18 protein-coding genes and 3 pseudogenes are annotated in these 17,680 nt (G+C 62.6%); 13 read left to right on the forward strand and 8 right to left on the reverse strand.

Annotated elements, in window-relative coordinates; translation table 11 throughout:
• The first annotated feature begins 9 nt into the window (after positions 1-9).
• The 7 genes and pseudogenes from AC07XB_RS02660 to AC07XB_RS02690 form a co-directional block, all read left to right on the forward strand.
• On the forward strand, positions 10-141 hold the full coding sequence (locus tag AC07XB_RS02660; protein ID WP_492831385.1) for a hypothetical protein: 132 nt from the start codon (positions 10-12) through the stop codon (positions 139-141).
• On the forward strand, positions 128-457 hold the full coding sequence (locus AC07XB_RS02665; protein ID WP_492831386.1) for a hypothetical protein: 330 nt from the start codon (positions 128-130) through the stop codon (positions 455-457). Before AC07XB_RS02660 ends, AC07XB_RS02665 begins: the two co-directional genes overlap by 14 nt.
• A gap of 350 nt (positions 458-807) precedes the next feature.
• Positions 808-1,068, forward strand: coding sequence for a hypothetical protein (locus AC07XB_RS02670; protein ID WP_492831387.1), 261 nt, complete (start codon positions 808-810; stop codon positions 1,066-1,068).
• 79 nt (positions 1,069-1,147) lie between these two features.
• Positions 1,148-2,647 carry a hypothetical protein gene (locus AC07XB_RS02675; protein WP_492831388.1) on the forward strand — a complete coding sequence of 500 codons (1,500 nt, stop codon included), beginning with the start codon at positions 1,148-1,150 and terminating at the stop codon, positions 2,645-2,647.
• Between the two features lie 8 nt (positions 2,648-2,655).
• A complete protein-coding gene (locus tag AC07XB_RS02680; RefSeq protein WP_492831389.1) occupies positions 2,656-2,985 on the forward strand; it encodes a DUF5455 family protein in 330 nt (109 codons plus the stop codon).
• Positions 2,986-2,998: 13 nt separating this feature from the next.
• Complete coding sequence (locus tag AC07XB_RS02685; protein ID WP_492831390.1) at positions 2,999-3,799, forward strand: zonular occludens toxin domain-containing protein; 801 nt, start codon at positions 2,999-3,001, stop codon at positions 3,797-3,799.
• A 102-nt stretch (positions 3,800-3,901) separates the two neighbouring features.
• Positions 3,902-4,066, forward strand: a pseudogene (locus AC07XB_RS02690) (DNA-binding protein); the annotation flags it as partial.
• A 1,157-nt stretch (positions 4,067-5,223) separates the two neighbouring features.
• Here AC07XB_RS02690 and AC07XB_RS02695 read toward each other — a convergent pair.
• The 5 genes and pseudogenes from AC07XB_RS02695 to AC07XB_RS02715 form a co-directional block, all read right to left on the reverse strand.
• A complete protein-coding gene (locus AC07XB_RS02695) occupies positions 5,224-5,514 on the reverse strand; it encodes a hypothetical protein (protein ID WP_492831391.1) in 291 nt (96 codons plus the stop codon).
• Positions 5,515-5,831: 317 nt separating this feature from the next.
• Entirely contained in the window at positions 5,832-6,812 is a 981-nt protein-coding gene (locus tag AC07XB_RS02700; RefSeq protein ID WP_492376798.1) for a tripartite tricarboxylate transporter substrate binding protein, read from the reverse strand.
• 39 nt (positions 6,813-6,851) lie between these two features.
• On the reverse strand, positions 6,852-7,826 hold the full coding sequence (locus AC07XB_RS02705; RefSeq protein WP_492376797.1) for a Bug family tripartite tricarboxylate transporter substrate binding protein: 975 nt from the start codon (positions 7,824-7,826) through the stop codon (positions 6,852-6,854).
• 78 nt (positions 7,827-7,904) lie between these two features.
• Positions 7,905-8,690, reverse strand: a complete 786-nt coding sequence (iolB, locus tag AC07XB_RS02710; protein ID WP_492831405.1) for a 5-deoxy-glucuronate isomerase — start codon at positions 8,688-8,690, stop codon at positions 7,905-7,907.
• Positions 8,691-8,758: 68 nt separating this feature from the next.
• Positions 8,759-10,734, reverse strand: a pseudogene (locus tag AC07XB_RS02715) (bifunctional 5-dehydro-2-deoxygluconokinase/5-dehydro-2-deoxyphosphogluconate aldolase).
• A gap of 222 nt (positions 10,735-10,956) precedes the next feature.
• Between AC07XB_RS02715 and AC07XB_RS02720 the strand changes: the two are divergent.
• Both AC07XB_RS02720 and AC07XB_RS02725 read left to right on the forward strand, forming a co-directional pair.
• Complete coding sequence (locus tag AC07XB_RS02720) at positions 10,957-11,859, forward strand: MurR/RpiR family transcriptional regulator (RefSeq protein ID WP_492376027.1); 903 nt, start codon at positions 10,957-10,959, stop codon at positions 11,857-11,859.
• A 120-nt stretch (positions 11,860-11,979) separates the two neighbouring features.
• Positions 11,980-12,375 (forward strand): DAPG hydrolase family protein, encoded by a 396-nt coding sequence (locus AC07XB_RS02725; RefSeq protein WP_492831392.1) that lies wholly within the window; start codon positions 11,980-11,982, stop codon positions 12,373-12,375.
• A 195-nt stretch (positions 12,376-12,570) separates the two neighbouring features.
• On the opposite strand, the gene AC07XB_RS02730 is transcribed toward AC07XB_RS02725, so the two are convergent.
• Positions 12,571-13,416 (reverse strand): class II glutamine amidotransferase, encoded by an 846-nt coding sequence (locus AC07XB_RS02730; RefSeq protein WP_492376029.1) that lies wholly within the window; start codon positions 13,414-13,416, stop codon positions 12,571-12,573.
• 336 nt (positions 13,417-13,752) lie between these two features.
• A complete protein-coding gene (locus AC07XB_RS02735) occupies positions 13,753-14,232 on the reverse strand; it encodes a YbhB/YbcL family Raf kinase inhibitor-like protein (protein ID WP_492831393.1) in 480 nt (159 codons plus the stop codon).
• A 461-nt stretch (positions 14,233-14,693) separates the two neighbouring features.
• On the opposite strand from AC07XB_RS02735, the pseudogene AC07XB_RS02740 reads away from it, so the two are divergent.
• The 4 genes and pseudogenes from AC07XB_RS02740 to AC07XB_RS02755 form a co-directional block, all read left to right on the forward strand.
• Positions 14,694-14,849 (forward strand): annotated as a pseudogene (locus AC07XB_RS02740) (carboxymuconolactone decarboxylase family protein); the annotation flags it as partial.
• A 301-nt stretch (positions 14,850-15,150) separates the two neighbouring features.
• The gene (locus tag AC07XB_RS02745; RefSeq protein WP_492376050.1) at positions 15,151-15,324 is read left to right on the forward strand and encodes a hypothetical protein; all 174 of its coding nucleotides are present in this window, start codon (positions 15,151-15,153) and stop codon (positions 15,322-15,324) included.
• 210 nt (positions 15,325-15,534) lie between these two features.
• A complete protein-coding gene (locus tag AC07XB_RS02750; protein WP_492376031.1) occupies positions 15,535-15,702 on the forward strand; it encodes a hypothetical protein in 168 nt (55 codons plus the stop codon).
• Between the two features lie 63 nt (positions 15,703-15,765).
• Entirely contained in the window at positions 15,766-16,890 is a 1,125-nt protein-coding gene (locus AC07XB_RS02755) for a sterol desaturase family protein (protein WP_492831394.1), read from the forward strand.
• Between the two features lie 110 nt (positions 16,891-17,000).
• On the opposite strand, the gene AC07XB_RS02760 is transcribed toward AC07XB_RS02755, so the two are convergent.
• Complete coding sequence (locus tag AC07XB_RS02760) at positions 17,001-17,666, reverse strand: FMN-binding negative transcriptional regulator (protein WP_492376033.1); 666 nt, start codon at positions 17,664-17,666, stop codon at positions 17,001-17,003.
• Positions 17,667-17,680: the final 14 nt, after the last annotated feature.

Consider the following 17,680-nt stretch of genomic DNA (forward strand, 5'->3'; position numbering starts at 1 on the left):
GAGCACGCCGTGACGAACCTGCAGCGCCTTGGGTATTTCCTGCTGGGGATGCTGCTGGCGGCGCTGTTGGTCGTCGGTACGTCCTGGGACTGGTTGCAGCAGCCGCTGCCTGCACAAAGGGGCTGGCATGGAGTTCGATAGCGCGGATGAGTGTCGGGGCTACTTCCTGCGGATGATCGAGGATGAAGAGCAGGACATAGAGGAGATCGAGGAGTTGCTTCGTGTTCTGAACTTTGCGCACGATTTCATTGAGGAGCGCGTGGACGCGGATGACGACGATTCGACCTGGTTGCCGGATTCTTCTTTCGTAGGTCGGCATCACATGACGCGGCTTGCGTTGATTTCGGATCGTATCCAGTACCGCGAAGATGAGCTCGAGCGCTCGAAGTGGCATATCCAGATGTGGCGCGAGGATATGGAATCTGCGTTGGAGGAGTTCGAACCCGATGCGGTGTGAGTCGATGTTGGCGGCGGCGCGGAGGTTGCCGCTGCTGTGCGCAGCGCGGCAGTGGCAACCGAAGTGACCGTGCCACACATGTCAATGGTTTGGGGTGAACGATGGATGGCTCGTACCTGATCTATGCGGGGCTGATGGTGGTCTGCTTCGCGCTTGGCTTCATCGGGGGGCAGCAGCGATGACGTATGCGATTCCCGATCTGGTGACAGCTGCGTTGTATTGCTCTGGTGCTTGGGCGACTGGGTACGTTGCGGGAGTGCTTTTTCTTTCCGTCCGGAAGTTTCTGGACATGCTCTAGGCGGCTGGTCATCGCCTGGAGTTTTCTAATGACCAATGTTCGGGAGTTCATCATGGAACGTATCAAGCAACTGGCGATTGCCGCCAAGCAAGAATCCGCTCGTGTGGTTGTTGGCGGCGCTGCGCTGCTCGCGGGTGGTGTGGCCAATGCTCAAACCAGCGGTAGCCACGCTTCGGATTTTCAAGCCATCTTCACTGGCGCGGCGACCGACTTCGGCACGCTGATCGGCTATGCGATCACGCTGGCCGTGGCGGTGTGGGGCGGTCTGGTGGTGTTCAAGCTGGCTAAGAAGCTGTACAACAAGGCGACCTAAGCCATGTTGCGTGCCCTCGCTGCTGCGCTGGTGGCGGGGGCCTTTCTCATGGGCTGTGCATCGAGATGGGACCCCCAATATGAGCGCCTCAAATGCTGGAATCCGGCCGGCTTCTGCGTTAATCCGGACTACCATTGATCTGTTTTTTGGGCCGCTCGTGATCGCTGCGGCCCTTCTTTATTCTGTGTTCTTCCCGGTGCCTGTGATGGCGCAGACGCTCACTTCCAGCGGGATTTCGTGGAACACTGCTAGCAACGGACCGACTACGGCCACGATATCGAACGGGGCACTGGCGGTTGCGATTCCGCTGGCGGTATCGGTGGCCTATCTTGGACTTACGCGTCTGAATCCCGTAGTGGCTACGGTTTCCACTGCGGCGTCCGTGGTCGGCCCAATTGCTGCGGGTATGCTGCGCACGGCGCAGGTTGCGGGCAAGCTCTCTGGTCCCATGTTGGCGTTGGCGCTGGCGATGGCGGTGGCTAACGTCAGCTATGATCCCGGCGGGAATACTTTCACCGTTCCGGATTCCACGGCGACGCAAGTGGGCACGCAAACGGGCAAGTGGACTAGGTACGGGCAATCATCGCCCACGTTCGACACGGCGCAGCAGGCTTGTACGTATTTGTCGAGCCAGCCGCCCTACAACACCTTTCCAAACAGTCCCTTTACGCTGGATGCACACGGCGCGAGCGACACAATCGTCAGCTGCGGCGGTCAATTTTCGCTGCAAGGGCCTGTCACTACCTGTCCGGCTGGTGCGACCTCGCTCGGCGGCGGTCTGTGTACCAATCCGGCTGCGACTAAGCCGGCCACGGATGCGCAATTGGCGGCGGGGGCGTCGAGTTCGGCGGCATTGCCCTATGTGTGGCCTGCTGCCAGTGATACCGACAAGAAGAACATCATCGCGGGCGGTACGCCAGGGCCTGCGACGTTTCCGGGTGGTACTGGCGGTTCGTTTCCGCCTGATGTGGTGAGCGGGCCGAACACCGATCCGCAGGGGCGTCCGTTCAATGGCACGGTTTCGACGGTTCCTGGCTATACGCTCTCTGCCAATACTGGCAGTGATTTTGCGACGAATCCTGTGGCAGTTACTCCGACGCAAACTCGGACCTGGACGGGTACTGATGTGAACAACAACCCGGTGAACGTGACGCAAGTCAGCAGCGGAACGCCGCAAACGGTGCCTACCACGCAACAGGCTCCGGCCGGGGCCTCGTCAGCCGCGGCGGCGCCGGTGCAGACGTGCGGCCTTCCGGGCAAACCGAAGTGTCTGATCGATGAGACTGGCACCCCCACCACGGGGGACTTTTCGAAGCCGCAGTCCGATCTGGCTGCGGCCCGGGCCGATGCGGTCACGCAGATGCAGAACAGCACGAAGCAGAGCAGTTTCGGGCTTTCGCTGCCGACGTTGCTGCCTGGTGGAAGCTGCTCGCCCATTGAGTTCTTCCACTGGAAGGATTTCAGCGGCACGGTAGATCTGTGTCAGCGCCTCGGCTTTATCCGCACGCTGCTGGGCTGGCTGTGGGGTGCGGGTGGGGCGATCTACATCTACAACCGCGTGTCGAGCGCGAATGCATAGGGGCCACGATGCCGATTCTCGCTAGTCTGATGGCTGCATTGTTCAGCGGCCTGGCTTCCTACCTGGTGAAGTTTTTTTCCGAGAAGGTCGCTTTTGGTGTTGCGGCGGTGGCGACATTTGCCACGCTGACGACCGGGCTGATTGCCGCCGCCTCGACTGCCATCAATGGGCTGCTGTCGACCTTTCCAAGCGGGCTAGGGCAGGGATTGGAGGTCGGGCTGTACCTATGTGCTGCCGATACGCTGAATATCGCGCTGGCGGCTGTTTTCGCGACGGATGCGGCGGTTTTCCTGTACCGCTGGAACACGCAGAATATGAAGCTGGTGATGGGGGGCTGAGATGGCCATCTACATGATTACGGGCCGTCTCGGCTCGGGCAAGAGCCTTTGCGCTGTCGGTCGTATTCGTGATGCCATCATCGAGGGCAAGCGCGTTGCCACGAATCTGGATCTCAACCTGGACAAGCTGGTGAATAAGGATGCGAAGGAATGTCGCGTCATCCGTCTGCCGGACAAGCCGGACGTGCCGGATCTGGATAGCATCGGTCGCGGCAACGAGAGTTACGACGAAACGCAGAACGGCATCATCGTGCTGGATGAGCTGGCCACACTGCTCAATGCGCGCAACTGGCAGGACCCTAAGCAGCAGCGGATCATCAACTGGCTGATCCACAGCCGCAAGAAGGGCTGGGACGTGTACTTTATCTGCCAGCACGAGACACAAGCGGATCGCCAGGTGCGCGACGCGTTGGTGGAGTACCTGGTCACTTGCAGGCGTCTGGATCGCCTGGCGATTCCGTTCCTGTCCAAGATCGTGGAGACGGTCACGCTCGGGCGCGTCAAGCTGCGCTTCCCGCGGCTGCATATGGCGCTGGTCAAGTACGGCACGGATTCCAATTCGATGATCGCCGAGCGATGGTTTTACCGGGCCAACGATCTCTTTGATGCCTACGATACGCGCCAGATCTTCGAGCAGCGCGATGACCAGGCGCCGTTTAGCTATCTGCCACCCTGGTACACCACGGGCCGGCTGATGCCGCAGAAGGTGCGGGGCATCAAGGCCAAGATGGCGGAGAAGCGCCGCATCACGCAGCTGCAGCGCCAGGGGCTGATTTCCTTCGAGCAATGGCGTGAGTACATGCGCATGATCTGAATATTCGTTACAGCTAAATTGTAACGAATATTGATTAACCGTTACGCGTAACATAAAATAGAGTCTCGGTGCTAGTGATTCAACCTTCCCAGGGAAACGAATATGCGTGACGTAACGGATAATCGCACTGCAGAGTTGCCTGTGGGTGAGACCAAGCGTGGCCGGGGTCGTCCGCGCAAGGCCAATGCCCTGACCAATGCGGAGCGCCAGGCAGCCTATCGCGTTCGGCGCAGGAATGCCGTTACGGTAACGAAAAATTCAGCAAATCCATATAAGGGCAAGGGTTCATTGGAGGAGGCGTGGCGCCACGGCTTCCGTGGTGAACGGTGTCTCGCGCATCCTGACAGCAACTATGAGCGCATTTGGAAAGAAGGGCAGGCTGCTCGTGCTGGTGCCGGCACGTTTCGTGGCGAGGTCATGCACCAGGACGTGGGTGACCTGGAGGATGCGATGGCTGAGTTGCGTGCTGAGCTGGTAGCGACCAAGGCCGATCTGGCTGAAGCGCATGAGACCATCGACGAGATGACCGACGAGCTGGCGCCGCTCAGAGCCATCAAAGCGCGCTGCGAGGCAGAAGACGGCGATCTTGCTGCTCTGCGTCGCCGTGTCGAGCTGGCCGAGGAAGAACGCAGCAAGGCGGTTGCCAAGGTGGTCCAGTTGGTGATGAAGTTGGATGTAGCGAAGAGGGGCGTCGCAAAATCCGTTACGCGTAACGATAAAAGCGTGCCTCTGTACGCTGAGATCAAGAAGTCCAGCAAGTATCACGGGCAAACTGAGCCTGGACAGCTTTTCGCCGTGTCGATTAGCTGTGACGGCGGTGAGTACGTTGTGCAGGGCGGTGCGGGCGGGCAGTATCGCTTGAGGGATGTATGGCTTTGGGCGGTCGATGGTGAGCGTAGGAAGACTCGCCTGAATTAAACCGTTACGCGCAAGGTAGTAACGAAAAAGGTGGCGTAACGCTCTTGAATTCTTCAGGGTCCGCACGGTCTTCGGGGGATGTGGCTTTTTCCGTTACGAACGTAACGGAAAAGTGTCCCTCAGGGTCTGCAGCGTCTAGCGTTAGGAGTGTCGGCGGGCTGGGCCAGGGTGGGGAGCGCGACCGGCGCATCCCTGTGCTCTGGGCCTGTCCAGCCCGGAGGGCACTCCGCAGACCGAGTAGCGGGTACGACCAGGTCGGCCCGGTGCGGAGCTGGTGCAGTAGCCGAACCCCCTCTGCCTTGAAAGCCGCCTTTTCCCGCCGTCCTAGTGCACCGGTGGCGTTGCTCTGAGAGCCTGTGGCGTCCTTGCGTCGCGGTGGGTGTTTCGTCCCTCTATTTCGCCTTTTCTGCGATCGCGGATCTGCTGCGCAATTTCCTGTCACGATCGCAGCTGGATCTGCTCAACTAGGTGAGACCTGGTGCGCGCCGGCACAGCAGAAAATTGCGCTACACCGCGATGTTCCTCCGTTGCCTGGCGTCTACCTGGTAGAACCACCTTGAAGGTGCCGGCGCGGCCGCGCCGATCTCGAACATCTGCTGCCACGCCTGGTGTCGCTCGAACTCGTAGACCTTGAGCGTGGCGATGGTCCACGCTGGGATAGGCCGCCTCCCGGCCTGCCAATCGCGTATCGTTCTGTCGCATCTACGCAATAGACGGACGAGGGATTTTCGTGGTAGGCCGCTGGTGTGGCGCTCGAACTCGACTGCGCTGACCCAGTGCCTGGACGGGTTCTTCATGACGTCTCCGGCAACAAAAAAGCCAGCAACTGTGTGTGCTGGCTTCTTCGTTTTCCACCCCCGACGCCGGGGGCTTGACTGATGGATTTGGCGCATCTGCTGCTTCTGCTACTTGACTCACTTGCTGCGGATAATACGCATTATGTTAAATCTAAAATATCATAAATCCGCGCCTGAAGCGCTTTGGCTGAGATCGGCGGAATCCTTGAGGTGTTGCGTTGAGTGAATGGGATTCGGGTAAAGGAAAAAATGGCGCGCCACGGCGCTTTACGCCGTGGGCAATGGCGGCTGACCGAAGCAGCCTCGGATCCTGGTAGTCAGGTTTTGATGTCGAGCTTGGTGATCAGCTGTTTGAAGGTGGCGTTGTCGCGCGCGATCACGTGTTTGAAAGCGCCTTCGTCGAGATAGCCTTCACCCATGTTCTGCTTGGCCATGGTCTCGCGCAAAGCAGACTCCTGCATGGTCTTCTCGATGATGGCGCGCAGCACGGCCACCACTTCCGGCGGCGTGCCCTTGGGCGCCGCTATGCCGCGCCAGCCGTTGATGACCAGGTCCACGTTGCGCTCCTTGAGCGTGGGCACCTTCTCCCAGCCCGCCTTGATGCGCTGCTCCGACATCACCGCGAGCGGGCGGATCTTGCCGGCCGCGACATAGGTAGCCACCTCCACCGGTGTGACCGCCACGGCCTCAATATGGCCGCCCAGCAAGTCCAGCACCGCGGGATTGGCGCCGCGGAACGGCACGTGGTTGAGCTGAATCCTGGCCTTGTCTTCCAGTGCGGCCGCTGACAGGTGCCCGAGGGAACCGGGCCCGGCATTGCCCACGCGGAGCATGCCCGGCTGCTTGCGGGCGGCGGCTAGGAATTCTTCGATCGTCTGGTACGGCGAATCGGCGCGCACGGCAATGGTGGCGGGGTCGGCATTCAGGCGAGCCAGCGGGATCATGTCGTCCGCGGTGAACTTGGCTAGCCCCATATGCGGAATCATCGTCAGCTCGACGGTGATGATGGCGAGCCGGTAGCCGTCCGGCTTGGCGCTGACCAGGTCGGCCCAACCCACCGCGCCGCTGGCGCCGGACTTGTTCAGGACCACGAAGCTCTGCGGCAAATATCTGCGCGCCGCCTCGGCAAAGGCACGCGCCAGTACGTCGGTGCCACCGCCCGCGGCAAACGGCACGATCAGTTCGATCGGATGGGTGGGATACGCCCCGCCCTGGGCAAAGACCGGGCAAGCCGCCACGGCGGACACGGCTGCCATGGCGCGCAGCACGGCGCGGCGTTGAAGTAGCGATGAGGTCATGATGGGCGTCTCTTCGATGAACTTTGCTGGAAATAACGCTCAATCCAGCCGGATGCCGGCCGCCTTGATCACGCCGGACCACAGCTTCTGCTCGCTGCGCGTGAACTGATTGAATTCCTGGGGGGACATCGGCATCGGCTGGATGCCGAGTTCCTCCAGCTTGGCGCGAGTCTCCGGATGCTGCAGCGCTGCGACCAGTTCCTTGCTCAGGCGCGTCACCACCGGCGCCGGCAGCCGCGCCGGGCCGACGAAGCCTTGCCAGGCGTAGGCCTCAAAGCCGGGCAGCCCCGCTTCGGCCATGGTCGGCACATCGGGCAGGATGGCCAGCCGCTGCGGCGTAGCCACAGCCAGCACGCGAATCTTGCCGCTGCGGATCAAGGGCAGGCTGGGCGGCAGGTCGACGAACATCGACTGTACCTGCCCCGCCATCAGGTCCTGCAGCGCGGGCGAAGAACCCTTATAGGGGACATGCAGGATATCGGTCTTGGTGCGCTGCTTGAACAGTTCCAACGCAACATGCAGTGGCGAGCCCGGCCCCGACGATGCGGAGGAAACCTTGCCGGGTGTCTTGCGCGCCAGCGCCAGGAATTCCTTCAGGTCGCGCGCCGGGAAAGCCGGATGCACGGCCAGCACCAGCGGCATGCGCCCCAGCCCGCCGATAAAGGTAAAGTCCTTGTCAGCGTCGTAGCTCAGGGTGGCATACATGGCCGGGTTGAAAGCCAGCGTGCCCGAATCCGCGGTGCCGATGGTGTAGCCGTCAGGCGCGGCGCGCGCGATCGCGGTGGCGCCGATGATGCTGGCGGCGCCTGGGCGGTTTTCCACCACCACCGGCTGGCCCAGGTCCTGTCCCATCTTCACGGCAAGGCCGCGCGCGATTACGTCCGTGGTGCCACCGGGCGCGTAGGGCACGATCCACTTGACCGGCTGGGTGGGGTAGGCCTGCGCGTGCGCGCCGCTGGCGCAGCCAAACGCCAGTGCGGCGCTCGTCAGAATACGGGCGAGTTTGCTCTTCATGTCGATGTCTCCAGTTGTGCCGGGAACTGCCGTGTTCCCTTGTCTTTTCGAATCTGGCCGCGGGTGAGCAGCAGGCGTTCAGCGTGGCACGAGCATCCACTCATGCGCGGGATCGTTCTTGAACGCCCAGCGCCGCTCGGGGCCGGCCATCGTGTTGAGGTAATAAAGGTCGTAGCCGTAAGGCACGGCGCAAGGGTGGTAGCCGCGCGGCACCATCACGGTGTCGCGGTGCTCCACGGCCATCGCCTCGTCCAGGCTGCGGTCGTCGGTGTACACGCGCTGGAAGGCAAATCCCTGTGGCGGATTGAGATGGTGGTAGTACGTTTCCTCCAGCGCTGTCTCGCCCGTGCCCGCGCTGTCGTGCTTGTGCGGCGGGTAGCTGGACGAATGGCCGGAAGGCGTGATCACCTCCACCACCAGCAGCCCTTCGGCCGGTTCGCTCTCGGGCAGGATGTCACAGACATAGCGCGTATTGGCACCCTCCCCCCGTACACTGCGCCGCATCTGGCCAGGCTCGATCACGCGCGCCGGCAAGCGGCCCTGCGCCGGCGCGGTGCTGAGCGCCACCTCGGCCCCGGTGCGCGCGTCGATGCATACGTCGCGGCCCGGGGGCACGTAGACCGCACAGGGAGACTGATCCTCGAACACCGACTGGCGGCTGCCCAGCGCGGAATAGCGCTGGCTCCCGACCAGCACGTCGACCTGGCCGGACAACACCGTAATGCACAACTCGCGCGCGCCGGTGGCAAACGCCTCGGCCTCGCCCGCGTCCAATCGCAGCGCCTTGAAGCCTACGTGCTGCCAGCCCGCCGACCGGGGCGTAATGTCCGCGATCACGCGGCCGGGTTGCGCTTTGACGAGCATGCTGCGGCCCGCTTGCGCCAGGTTCGCCCCGCTGGCGCCATTCGGGAGTACTTTGGCGTGGGTCTGGGTCATTTGCCCTCCTGCGCAATGGCAACCGCCGCTGCCTGCGCCGTCTGGCGGCTGGCTCGCCAGCCGGCGATCAGGCGGCGGAAATTGGCACCCACCTGTGCCCGGAACGCGGCGTCGTCAATCTCCTTGCCAAGCCAAGCCAGGCCAGGCTGGCATCGGCCCAGACCGTGCGGCCGATCATGAAACCCTTGACCAGCGGCGAGGTCGCTTGTGCGAAGCTCTCCACCAGTTGCTCAAGCGGCTGGTTCAGGCCAAGGATCACGGCGCCACGGCACCACGGATCGCGCTCCTTCACCAGGGCTTCCAGCGCCTGCCACTGGCGGTTGGCCATCGCGCCCACCTTCCACCATTCCGGCTTCAACCCGATATCGTAGAAATGCCGGATCGCGCCCACCGCGGCCTCGCCCTCGTCGTCGGGCGCCAGGCTGGCCTTGGGCGGAATCACTTCGAGCAGCAGTTCGTGGCCGCTGTGCCGCGTGGCTTCCCACACCACCTGCAATTGCTCGTCCTGCTCCGCACGCAGCGCCACCGGATCGTCCGGATGATAGAAAACGAGGCACTTCACCACCTGCTCGCGCGGCCAGTGCGCGAGATCCGAGGCCAGCGAGCGCGCGCCGTCGAAGCGCAGTGGGCGGGAGCCCGGCAACTCGATCGGCCGGCCTAGCCACCAGCCGCGGCCAGTGGCGTCGTGCAGGGCGGACTCGCCTAGGCGGCCATCGATCAGCACGCCAATCTTGCCGCGGCAGCCGGCTTCGGTCTCCACCTCGGCCACCACTTCCGTAATCAGGCGCTTGAGCGCCGGCACGGCGCTGGCGTCGGCGCCCACGGCGCGCGCCATATCCTCGAACTGCGCGCGATGATCGTAGGCCAGGACATACAGCTCCGGCCATTGCGGCCGCTTGACCGATACGCGATGCAGGTGCGCAAGCTGCGCATCCTGGTCCGGACGCGGTTGCCGCTGGCCCGAGAACCAGTGCGCCAGCTCCGCTGGCGTTGGCATGGCCGGCGCGCAGCCGTGCCGGGACACCACGATAGCGCCACAGGCGTTGGCGATGGCGGCAGCCTCGCTCCAGTCCTTGCCGCGCAGCAAGCCGCTCAGCAAGCCGGACGCAAAGGCATCGCCCGCCCCCAGCACGTTCAGCACCTCCACGCGCTCGCCGTACACGGTCAGTGCGTCGTCGATGGCAGCGGGAATCTTGCCCTGCACGATAGAGCATCCCAACGGGCCCCGCTTGACCACCAACGTGGCATCGGTGCACGCGCGCACGCGGTGCAGGCTGGCCATCAGGTCGGCTTCGCCGCCAGCGATCAGCCATTCTTCCTCCGTGCCAATGATCAGCTCGAAAGCACCTAGCTGCGCCTGCAAATGCCGGCTGACCTCAGCGTTGCCAATATAGCGCGTCTCTCCATCGCCCTTGCCTGTCAGGCCCCATAGCACCGGCCGGTAGTCGATATCCAGTACCCGCACCACGCCATGGCGCCCGGCGATATCCAGCGCGCGCCGCGACGCCGCCAGCACGCCCGGCGTGCTCAGGTGCGTGCCCGTGATTACCAGGCTGCGGCAGCGGGCCAGGAAGCCGGCATCGATCGCCTCGGCATCCAGCGCCATGTCGGCGCAGTTTTCGCGGGCGAACAGCAGGGGGAAAGTGTCCTGATCCTTGATACCCAGGAGTACCATCCCGGTCAGGCGCTCGTCGTCAATCTGCACTTGGCTGACGTCGCAGCCTTCCCGGCCAAGCGTATCTAGGAGGAAACGTCCGTTCTGCTCATTGCCGACGCGCGAGATCATCGCCGAGCGCAGGCCCAGCCGGGCCGTGCCGAAAGCGATATTGGCCGAGGAACCGCCGAGGTATTTGGCGAAGGTGCTCGCCGACTCCAGGCCGCAGCCGATCTGTTGGGCATAGAGGTCGACCGCCAGCCGCCCCAGGCAAGCGACATCGATGTCCCGGTTGGCGGGAAAAGAAAGAGAACGCATTCGTGTCCGTCATCTGGTCATGGACTGCCGCTGCGCGACAGGGATCGAGGGAACGTCGAGGGAAAGGTTTCGTGGCCACCCCCTCCGCTTGGATGGAATGATAGCCCAGGAATAGAATTTTTGTTCCTTTTTTATATTTATGAGAAAATATTTTCCAATACATCCCTCCCCTCGCCCCGGCGCGAAGGGCGCCGCCGTGCCCGCTACCCCACACGCCCCAGCATGACCACGAACCTCCCCTACGCCACCGCCGACCAGTTCCTGGCCTCCATGCAGGCCGGCTTCCCGAGCCTGAGCAAGCAACTGAAAACCATCGCCCAATACGTCGAGAAAAACCGCGAGCGCCTCGTCCTCGATGGCGTGCACGACGTAGCCCGCCATTGCGGCGTGCAACCGTCGGCGATCATCCGCTTCGCCAAGCATTTCGGTTTCTCGGGGTTCTCGCAGATGCAGGCGCTGTTCCGCGACAGTGCGGCCCGGCAGCTCGCACCTAACCGGGACTATCAGGATCGGGTTCGGGACCTGATACGGGCCAGTGAAGGGCCGCTCTCCGCCACCGGCATCGCGCAGGAGGTCATCGCCGGAAGCATAGAAAGCCTGGAAGCCCTGCAGCGCGGGGTAGCCGACACCCTGTTCGACGAGGCCGTGGAACTCCTGGTGCAAGCCCCCTCGATCTGGCTGGCGGCGTCGCGCCGCGCCTTCCCGGTGGGGGCCTACCTCGCTTACGCCCTGCAACACACGGGCAAACCGATCCAGTGGCTAAACGGGCTGGGGCAAATGCAGCAGGGGCAACTACGGGCGCTCAAACCGGATGACGTGATGATCGCCGTGTCGTTCGAGCCGTATGCGCAGGAGACGTTGCTGGCTGTGCAGGAAGCGGCCGGACGCGGAGCGCGTGTCCTTGCCATTAGCGATAGTCCGCTTAGTCCTTTGGCGGATCATGCGCGGGTTTTGCTGCCGGTGCAGGATGGGGCTACATTTGGGTTCCGGTCGCTGACTAGTACGCTTTGCCTAGCGCAATCGCTATTCATGGCACTGGCGTATCGGCTGGAGATTGCTTATACGCAGCCGCAGGCGGAAGCGCCGCCGGGGCGCAAGGCGCGCTCGGGGGGGAGATTAGCGTGAGGATCTTGTGCGGCAGTCTTGCATTGAGTGACGGAGCGTGAGCGAAGTGTCGCCTATTTGCCGATCGCCAACCCCTTGGAACTCCACGTATTCGAGACCTATTTGCCTGAACCGCAATAGATGGATTTATCTGAAGCGCACGCCTTGCTCGATCCGGCCCCGCTTGCCCTGGAGACCGGCTATGAACGTCTCGCAAACGGCGTCTTGCACGTGGCCTGCCGCACGGAACTACGCGGCTGTACGGGGGAAATGTTTGAATGGTGGTTCCGCTGTCGCCCAAATACGCAGCAGTACACCTGGTGGCATCCGGCCGACCATGTCTCCAGCGAGTGGGTAGAGGCTCTAGATGGGACACATATCGGGTCAATTCATCTAGTCGAGGAGCATTTCTCCGGATCGCCAGCTCCTTCATTTTGCTGTGTCACAAACCAAGCCGATCATCGATTGATGCGCAGCGTGGGTGAAGTCCTGGGCTGCGCACCAGTTGGCGGCATAGTGCCTAGAGTATGCATATAGCGGGGATGTTGACAAGGAAGCCGTCTTTGATAAGGCCGCTGCAGCGACGGACGAAATCGGCAAGGAGGCCGGCATCGTCGTTACTAAATTTGCAGACAGGCAGGCTTGCAGGCAGCGGCTTGCTGCTTTACCTATAGCGCCGCTGCGCAAGATCTTGCACGCCCGACATCCGGTGGATATGAAATAGCGGCCCTATTATGTCGACTGGTCCGGGAGCCGCGGCAAGAAGCGGTCGTGCTTGATTTCGCCTCCCCGGGCAACCAAGATGGTCGCCTCGGGAATCTCCTCCCACACTCCTTGCACGTCGATCAGTGGCTCGGACAGCACCAGGAATGCATCGTCGCCGGCGGCGATGATGCGCGGGTCGTCCGGGTAGAGCGCGCGTAACTGCCTGAACGAGGTGCTGTGGAAGAGCGAGCGCGAGTCCGCCTCGCTCGAATAGCGCGCCGCCACGATCTGCTGGCCATCGGTCACGCAGACGGTCATGTTGAGCGGAAACTGCACGTTGTGGCAGTGGCCGACGTCCTCGATCAGCCCCGCCATCTGCTCCAGCGCGCTGCGCGGATCGCGCTCTAGGCCGAAAGTCAGGGCCAGGAAGAACATCACTTCGGAATCGGTCGATCCCTCGATCCAGCGGAACAGGTGCGGCGCCACGGCCATCATCAGGTCGCGCCGCACGACGGGGTATTCGCGGATCAGGCCGTTATGGACGAACAGCCAGCGGCCGAAGCGGAACGGATGGCAGTTGGTCTCCTGCGTCGGCGTGCCGGTGGCCGCCCGCACGTGGGCGACGAACAGCGGCGCCCGCACCGCCCGTGCCGTTTCGCGCAGGTTGGTGTCGCTCCACGCCGGGTGCAAGCAGCGGTAGCGGAACGGCACTTCCGAGTGACGTCCATACCAGCCGACGCCGAACCCGTCGCCGTTGGTGGTGGTATGACCCAGCCGCGAATTCAAGCTCTGGTCGATCAGCGAGTGTTCCTGCTGGAACAGCACGGTTTCCAGCGGAACGGATTTGCCCGAGTAGGCCAGCCAGCGGCACATTATGCTCCTCCTCGACAAGTGCAGTCCGGCGCCTTCCGGCCCACCTCTCAGTTGTAGGACGGTGACGCGCGAACGGCAAAGCGCCCCGAGGGTCGTGTTGCGTTGCGTGAGGAAAAGTGTGGGGGAAAAGAGATCCTTTTTGATTTCACCGCAATTTACGGGGGCAGCTGCCCCTTAGCATCCTCCTTGCGCAAGCGCGATCTCGCGCGCACGGGCCAGCTTGGGGGATGGCGTCGGCGGCACATCGGTCATCCGGGCGGATTCAACGAGTTGCGTATTGCGCGCGTATTTCACTTTCGTCTCCCTGGCCGGGGTGTGCATCCGGCGGCGGTCTCACTAGCGCCTCAACTTCTTGTAGGTGCCGACCAGTTCCGCCTGTGCCAGCACATGCCCGTGCATGGCCCGCTCCAGCGCCGCCTTGTTGGGCTTGCCCAGGTCCGGCAGCACCACATCGAGCGCATAGAGCTTGTGGAAGTAGCGATGACGGCCAATTGGCGGGCAGGGCCCGCCGTAGCCAGTGCGATGCCAGTCGTTGTGGCCCTCGCGGGTGCCCGCCGGCAGGCCGGCCGGCGCCACGCCTTCGGCCAGCGCCCCCGGCTCGGGCGGAAGGTTGTACAGCACCCAGTGCACCCACGTCATGCTCGGCGCGGCCGGATCAGGCGCGTCGGGATCGTCGACGACTAGGGCCAGGCTGCGCGTGCCGGGCGGCATGCCTGTCCATGCCAGCGGCGGCGACATATCGGCGCCTTCGCAGGTCAGCTTACCGGGAATCTCGCCGCCATGGGTGAACGCCGTGGAGGTCAGGGTGAGGGGCATGACTGTCCTCGTCTGAGCATGAAGTGCCGGTGCGAATACACAGGTCCACGTCAGCAGCAGCGAAAGAAAAACATATGGCACAGCATCGTGCTCCGCCATCGATGCGTCACATTTTCACGGCGCCAGCCTCGAATCCGCTTGTGATGCTGGCGCGGTACACGCGGCCGGGAGCCCGGCCGCCCGTTCCAACTTAGTGCGGATTTCGGGGCGATGCAAGCGCGAGCGGCGCGTGCGACCAGTGAACTATGACGGGAATCGGGGTCGCTTTGTGCCTGACGCAGGCGCCCCGCCCTAGCCACGCTTTCAGCCGGTCGAGCGTCTCGGTGGATTCCGCCTCGATACGCCGGTGCAGCATCAGCTGGCTCCGCATGGCGAAGACCAGGGGCGGCCTGCCGCCCTGCCGCGGGCGCCCTAGTCGACCCCCGCTTTGACGCGGTCTCCGTATTCGGGATCTCTAGGCCGTGAGTACCCAGTACTCCGAGAAGGCGCTGTCGGATCTCACGTTCCTCGTGGGCGCGATCAACAACCGGAACCGGCTGAACGTGGCGTTCCGCATGGTGCCCGGTTCGTCTGACAAGGCATTCGGAACAGGCAGATGCCATTCAGGGCAGTTGTGAGCTTTGGATCGGTCATCGATGTCTCCTCTGGATTATGGTTATCGCTTGCATGGTCATCCGCACAGGCGGAGGCGATCCAAGCGCCCTCAATTTAGGGGAGACGGGCCACATGAAATGTACGACCTGGCGTGCTTCAGCAAACGGTGAGCCGCCCTGGCGGCGTTCCCGGCGTGGTGGCCATGGCCACCGACCGCAATGCGAACTTCTACGAGGGGGCTGCCGGCGTGCGCCGGCTTGGTGGTGACGACCCGATAGCGCTGCATTTCGCGAATACCGGGACTGCACCCCGATGCAGGCACTGATGGAACAGCGCTTGCAGGGAGTCTGGGCCGAGTTGCTGGTCGCTGCCAGGGGTGCCACAGTCCGGTCGATTGTCGAAACATGGGGATTTGCAAATCTCGGCTTGTTTGCGGCGAGGCATCGCCAGCGGTTCGGGGAGTTTCCGTCGAGAACGCTCGGTCTGGCGAGACACTAGCTCGGATATCTCACGCAGCAGTGCATATGTCGGCGAAACCGTAGATTCCCGCGCTGAATCTGGTGTCTAGACAGTTCACCGTGGGGATTTCGCCGATGCCAAATTGTGCCGGATGCGGAGGGCAATTTTCCCAAGCTGTAACGATGTGAGATCGACGTTTGCTTTGACGATGGCCGGCCAAGAAAACCTCAAAAAATCAGCAACTTACGTATGAGCGCCCGCGTCGCTGCTGGGCATATCCTGGCACAAGCCCTTGACGATCTGATTGCTTGTCTGCCGCAGGAAAGCTCGCGTTGCACTGCACAAGAAAATTGCCACATTTTCAGAACACACACCATCAAAAATGGCATTCTTTGCCATAATAACGACCGTTTCTGACCAGTTCCAGCAAGGAGCCCGTCAATTGTCTGTCAGCCGTAAGGCACTTTTTGTGAATGGTTCATGGAAGAACAAATCACCGTCTACGCGTTCCCGGTATTCCTGCTCTTGATGCTGGCGGAGCTGGGTTACGGCCTGGTCGTCGGCCGCAATACCTATCGCCTAAGTGATGCCCTCAGCAACCTGAGTCAGGGCTTGTTAAGCCAGCTGGTGGCCAGTGTCAGCCAGCTCTTTCAGATCGGCCTGTATATCTTGACGTGGCGCCGGGTGGCACTGTTTCCCCATGCCGGCCTGTGGGGCAGTGTCTGGGGCTGGCTGCTGGCGATCGTGATGTTCGATTTCTGCGACTACTGGCTACATCGGGTCGGGCATGAAAGTGCGGTGTTCTGGGCCGCCCATGCCGTGCATCACCAGAGCCAGGATTTCAATCTGTCCACCGCGCTGCGGCAGGAGAGTACCGTTGCCTTCTTGGGATGGCCGTTTTACTTGCCGATGGCGCTGGCTGGCGTTGCCCCCCAGCAGTTTGCGCTGGCCGGCCTCATTGTGCTGCTCTACCAGTTCTGGATCCACACCGAGCACATCGGCAAGCTGGGCTGGTTTGACCGGGTGTTTTCCTCGCCGTCCAACCATCGTGTGCATCATGCGGTAAACGACCGGTACCTGGACAAGAACTACGGCGGGATGCTGATCATCTGGGATCGGCTGTTCGGCACTTTTGCCGAGGAGGATGAGAAGCCGGTGTATGGTACTCGCAACCCGCTCAACAGCTGGAGTCCGCTATGGGCGGTGGCTTCCGGCTATATGCCGCTGTGGCAGCTGGCGCGCCGTGCGCCACGCTGGCAGGACAAGCTCAAGGTGTGGTTCAAGGCGCCGGGCTGGCTGCCACCCGGCGTGAGCGATGATAATGCGCCCTTTGACCTGCAGCGTGCACGCCAGCGCTTCGATCCGCCGCTGGCGGCTGGTGCCGCGCCCGTGGCCCTGCTGCAGTTCGCGCTGCTGATGATGGCAGGTGCCGGCTATCTGTGGCAAAGCGCTGAGCTGGGGAGCGGCCTGCTGTGGGGGCTGGCACTGTTGCTGATTGCCGGTCTGGCCGGTCTGGGCGCCCTGCTGCAAGGGAAGATGCGACCACGCAACCTGCTGGGGCTGGATGTGCTGCTGTTGCTGCTGGCCGGATTTCTGTTGCGCTGACTGGCACCCAGTCGCCAAGTGGCAAAATGGCTGGGCAGGCCATGGCTCTGCCTATGACCACCGCCATGCGTTGGCATCCAGCTTGCCGAGTTCGGCATCGATCGAAGACATCAGCTGGCCCTTCCTTGCACCGCCGGCCCAATGCGGTCAGCGACCGCATTGGCCATCGCTTCAGCCTCAGTGCCGCCCAGGCTCCGAAGTCCGTACACGACACCGTCTCGATCGGCCTGTGTGCGATTCTGACTCACCTTCCACTTTCCGCGTAGTGAACTCAGCTTGATCTCGATACCGACGATCGCGCGCAGGGTCGCGTCAATGAAATCTCCAGGAGCATCGCTCACCGCCCATGGTACCGGGCGCGCAGCCTCATGGCGCTCGCTAAGACGTGTGACGAAGGCGCGCAACCAGTGCGCATCCGCGACAGCGCGTAGCCTGCCGCGCCCCTGCACCATGATGTAGTTCCAGGTCGGTACGACTTTGCCGGTGGCTGCCTTGCTCGGGTACATTGATGGCGAGATATAAGTTTGCGGGCCTTGGAACACAACGAGCGAGTCCACATCGGTGCGCGATTCTCTCCACAACGGATTTGAGCGCGCAACATGCGCGCGAAGGATGCCCGGGCCGCCCTCCGGGTCTGCTTCGAGCAAAAACGGGATGGTATTTGCGACCATCTCGCCAGCCGGGTCCTGCGTGACCAGCAGGCCCAGGGAATGCATGCTGATCAGATCGTGCAACAACTCGGGGCGGGTTTCTTCAAAGTGAGCAGGTAGGTACATGGGACGCCCTTTCG

It is taken from the genome of Cupriavidus sp. GW821-FHT02F09 (assembly GCF_059421605.1).

Bases quoted from the DNA above. Each gene is read 5' to 3' on its own strand.
- AC07XB_RS02745 (WP_492376050.1), top strand. From the start codon at position 15,151: ATGGAACAGCGCTTGCAGGGAGTCTGGGCCGAGTTGCTGGTCGCTGCC.
- AC07XB_RS02720 (WP_492376027.1), top strand. From the start codon at position 10,957: ATGACCACGAACCTCCCCTACGCCACCGCCGACCAGTTCCTGGCCTCC.
- AC07XB_RS02680 (WP_492831389.1), top strand. From the start codon at position 2,656: ATGCCGATTCTCGCTAGTCTGATGGCTGCATTGTTCAGCGGCCTGGCT.
- AC07XB_RS02730 (WP_492376029.1), bottom strand. From the start codon at position 13,416: ATGTGCCGCTGGCTGGCCTACTCGGGCAAATCCGTTCCGCTGGAAACC.
- AC07XB_RS02700 (WP_492376798.1), bottom strand. From the start codon at position 6,812: ATGACCTCATCGCTACTTCAACGCCGCGCCGTGCTGCGCGCCATGGCA.
- AC07XB_RS02695 (WP_492831391.1), bottom strand. From the start codon at position 5,514: ATGAAGAACCCGTCCAGGCACTGGGTCAGCGCAGTCGAGTTCGAGCGC.
- AC07XB_RS02685 (WP_492831390.1), top strand. From the start codon at position 2,999: ATGATTACGGGCCGTCTCGGCTCGGGCAAGAGCCTTTGCGCTGTCGGT.
- AC07XB_RS02725 (WP_492831392.1), top strand. From the start codon at position 11,980: ATGGATTTATCTGAAGCGCACGCCTTGCTCGATCCGGCCCCGCTTGCC.
- AC07XB_RS02705 (WP_492376797.1), bottom strand. From the start codon at position 7,826: ATGAAGAGCAAACTCGCCCGTATTCTGACGAGCGCCGCACTGGCGTTT.
- AC07XB_RS02735 (WP_492831393.1), bottom strand. From the start codon at position 14,232: ATGCCCCTCACCCTGACCTCCACGGCGTTCACCCATGGCGGCGAGATT.
- iolB (WP_492831405.1), bottom strand. From the start codon at position 8,690: ATGCTCGTCAAAGCGCAACCCGGCCGCGTGATCGCGGACATTACGCCC.
- AC07XB_RS02665 (WP_492831386.1), top strand. From the start codon at position 128: ATGGAGTTCGATAGCGCGGATGAGTGTCGGGGCTACTTCCTGCGGATG.
- AC07XB_RS02750 (WP_492376031.1), top strand. From the start codon at position 15,535: ATGAGCGCCCGCGTCGCTGCTGGGCATATCCTGGCACAAGCCCTTGAC.
- AC07XB_RS02760 (WP_492376033.1), bottom strand. From the start codon at position 17,666: ATGTACCTACCTGCTCACTTTGAAGAAACCCGCCCCGAGTTGTTGCAC.
- AC07XB_RS02675 (WP_492831388.1), top strand. From the start codon at position 1,148: ATGAGCGCCTCAAATGCTGGAATCCGGCCGGCTTCTGCGTTAATCCGG.
- AC07XB_RS02755 (WP_492831394.1), top strand. From the start codon at position 15,766: ATGGAAGAACAAATCACCGTCTACGCGTTCCCGGTATTCCTGCTCTTG.
- AC07XB_RS02670 (WP_492831387.1), top strand. From the start codon at position 808: ATGGAACGTATCAAGCAACTGGCGATTGCCGCCAAGCAAGAATCCGCT.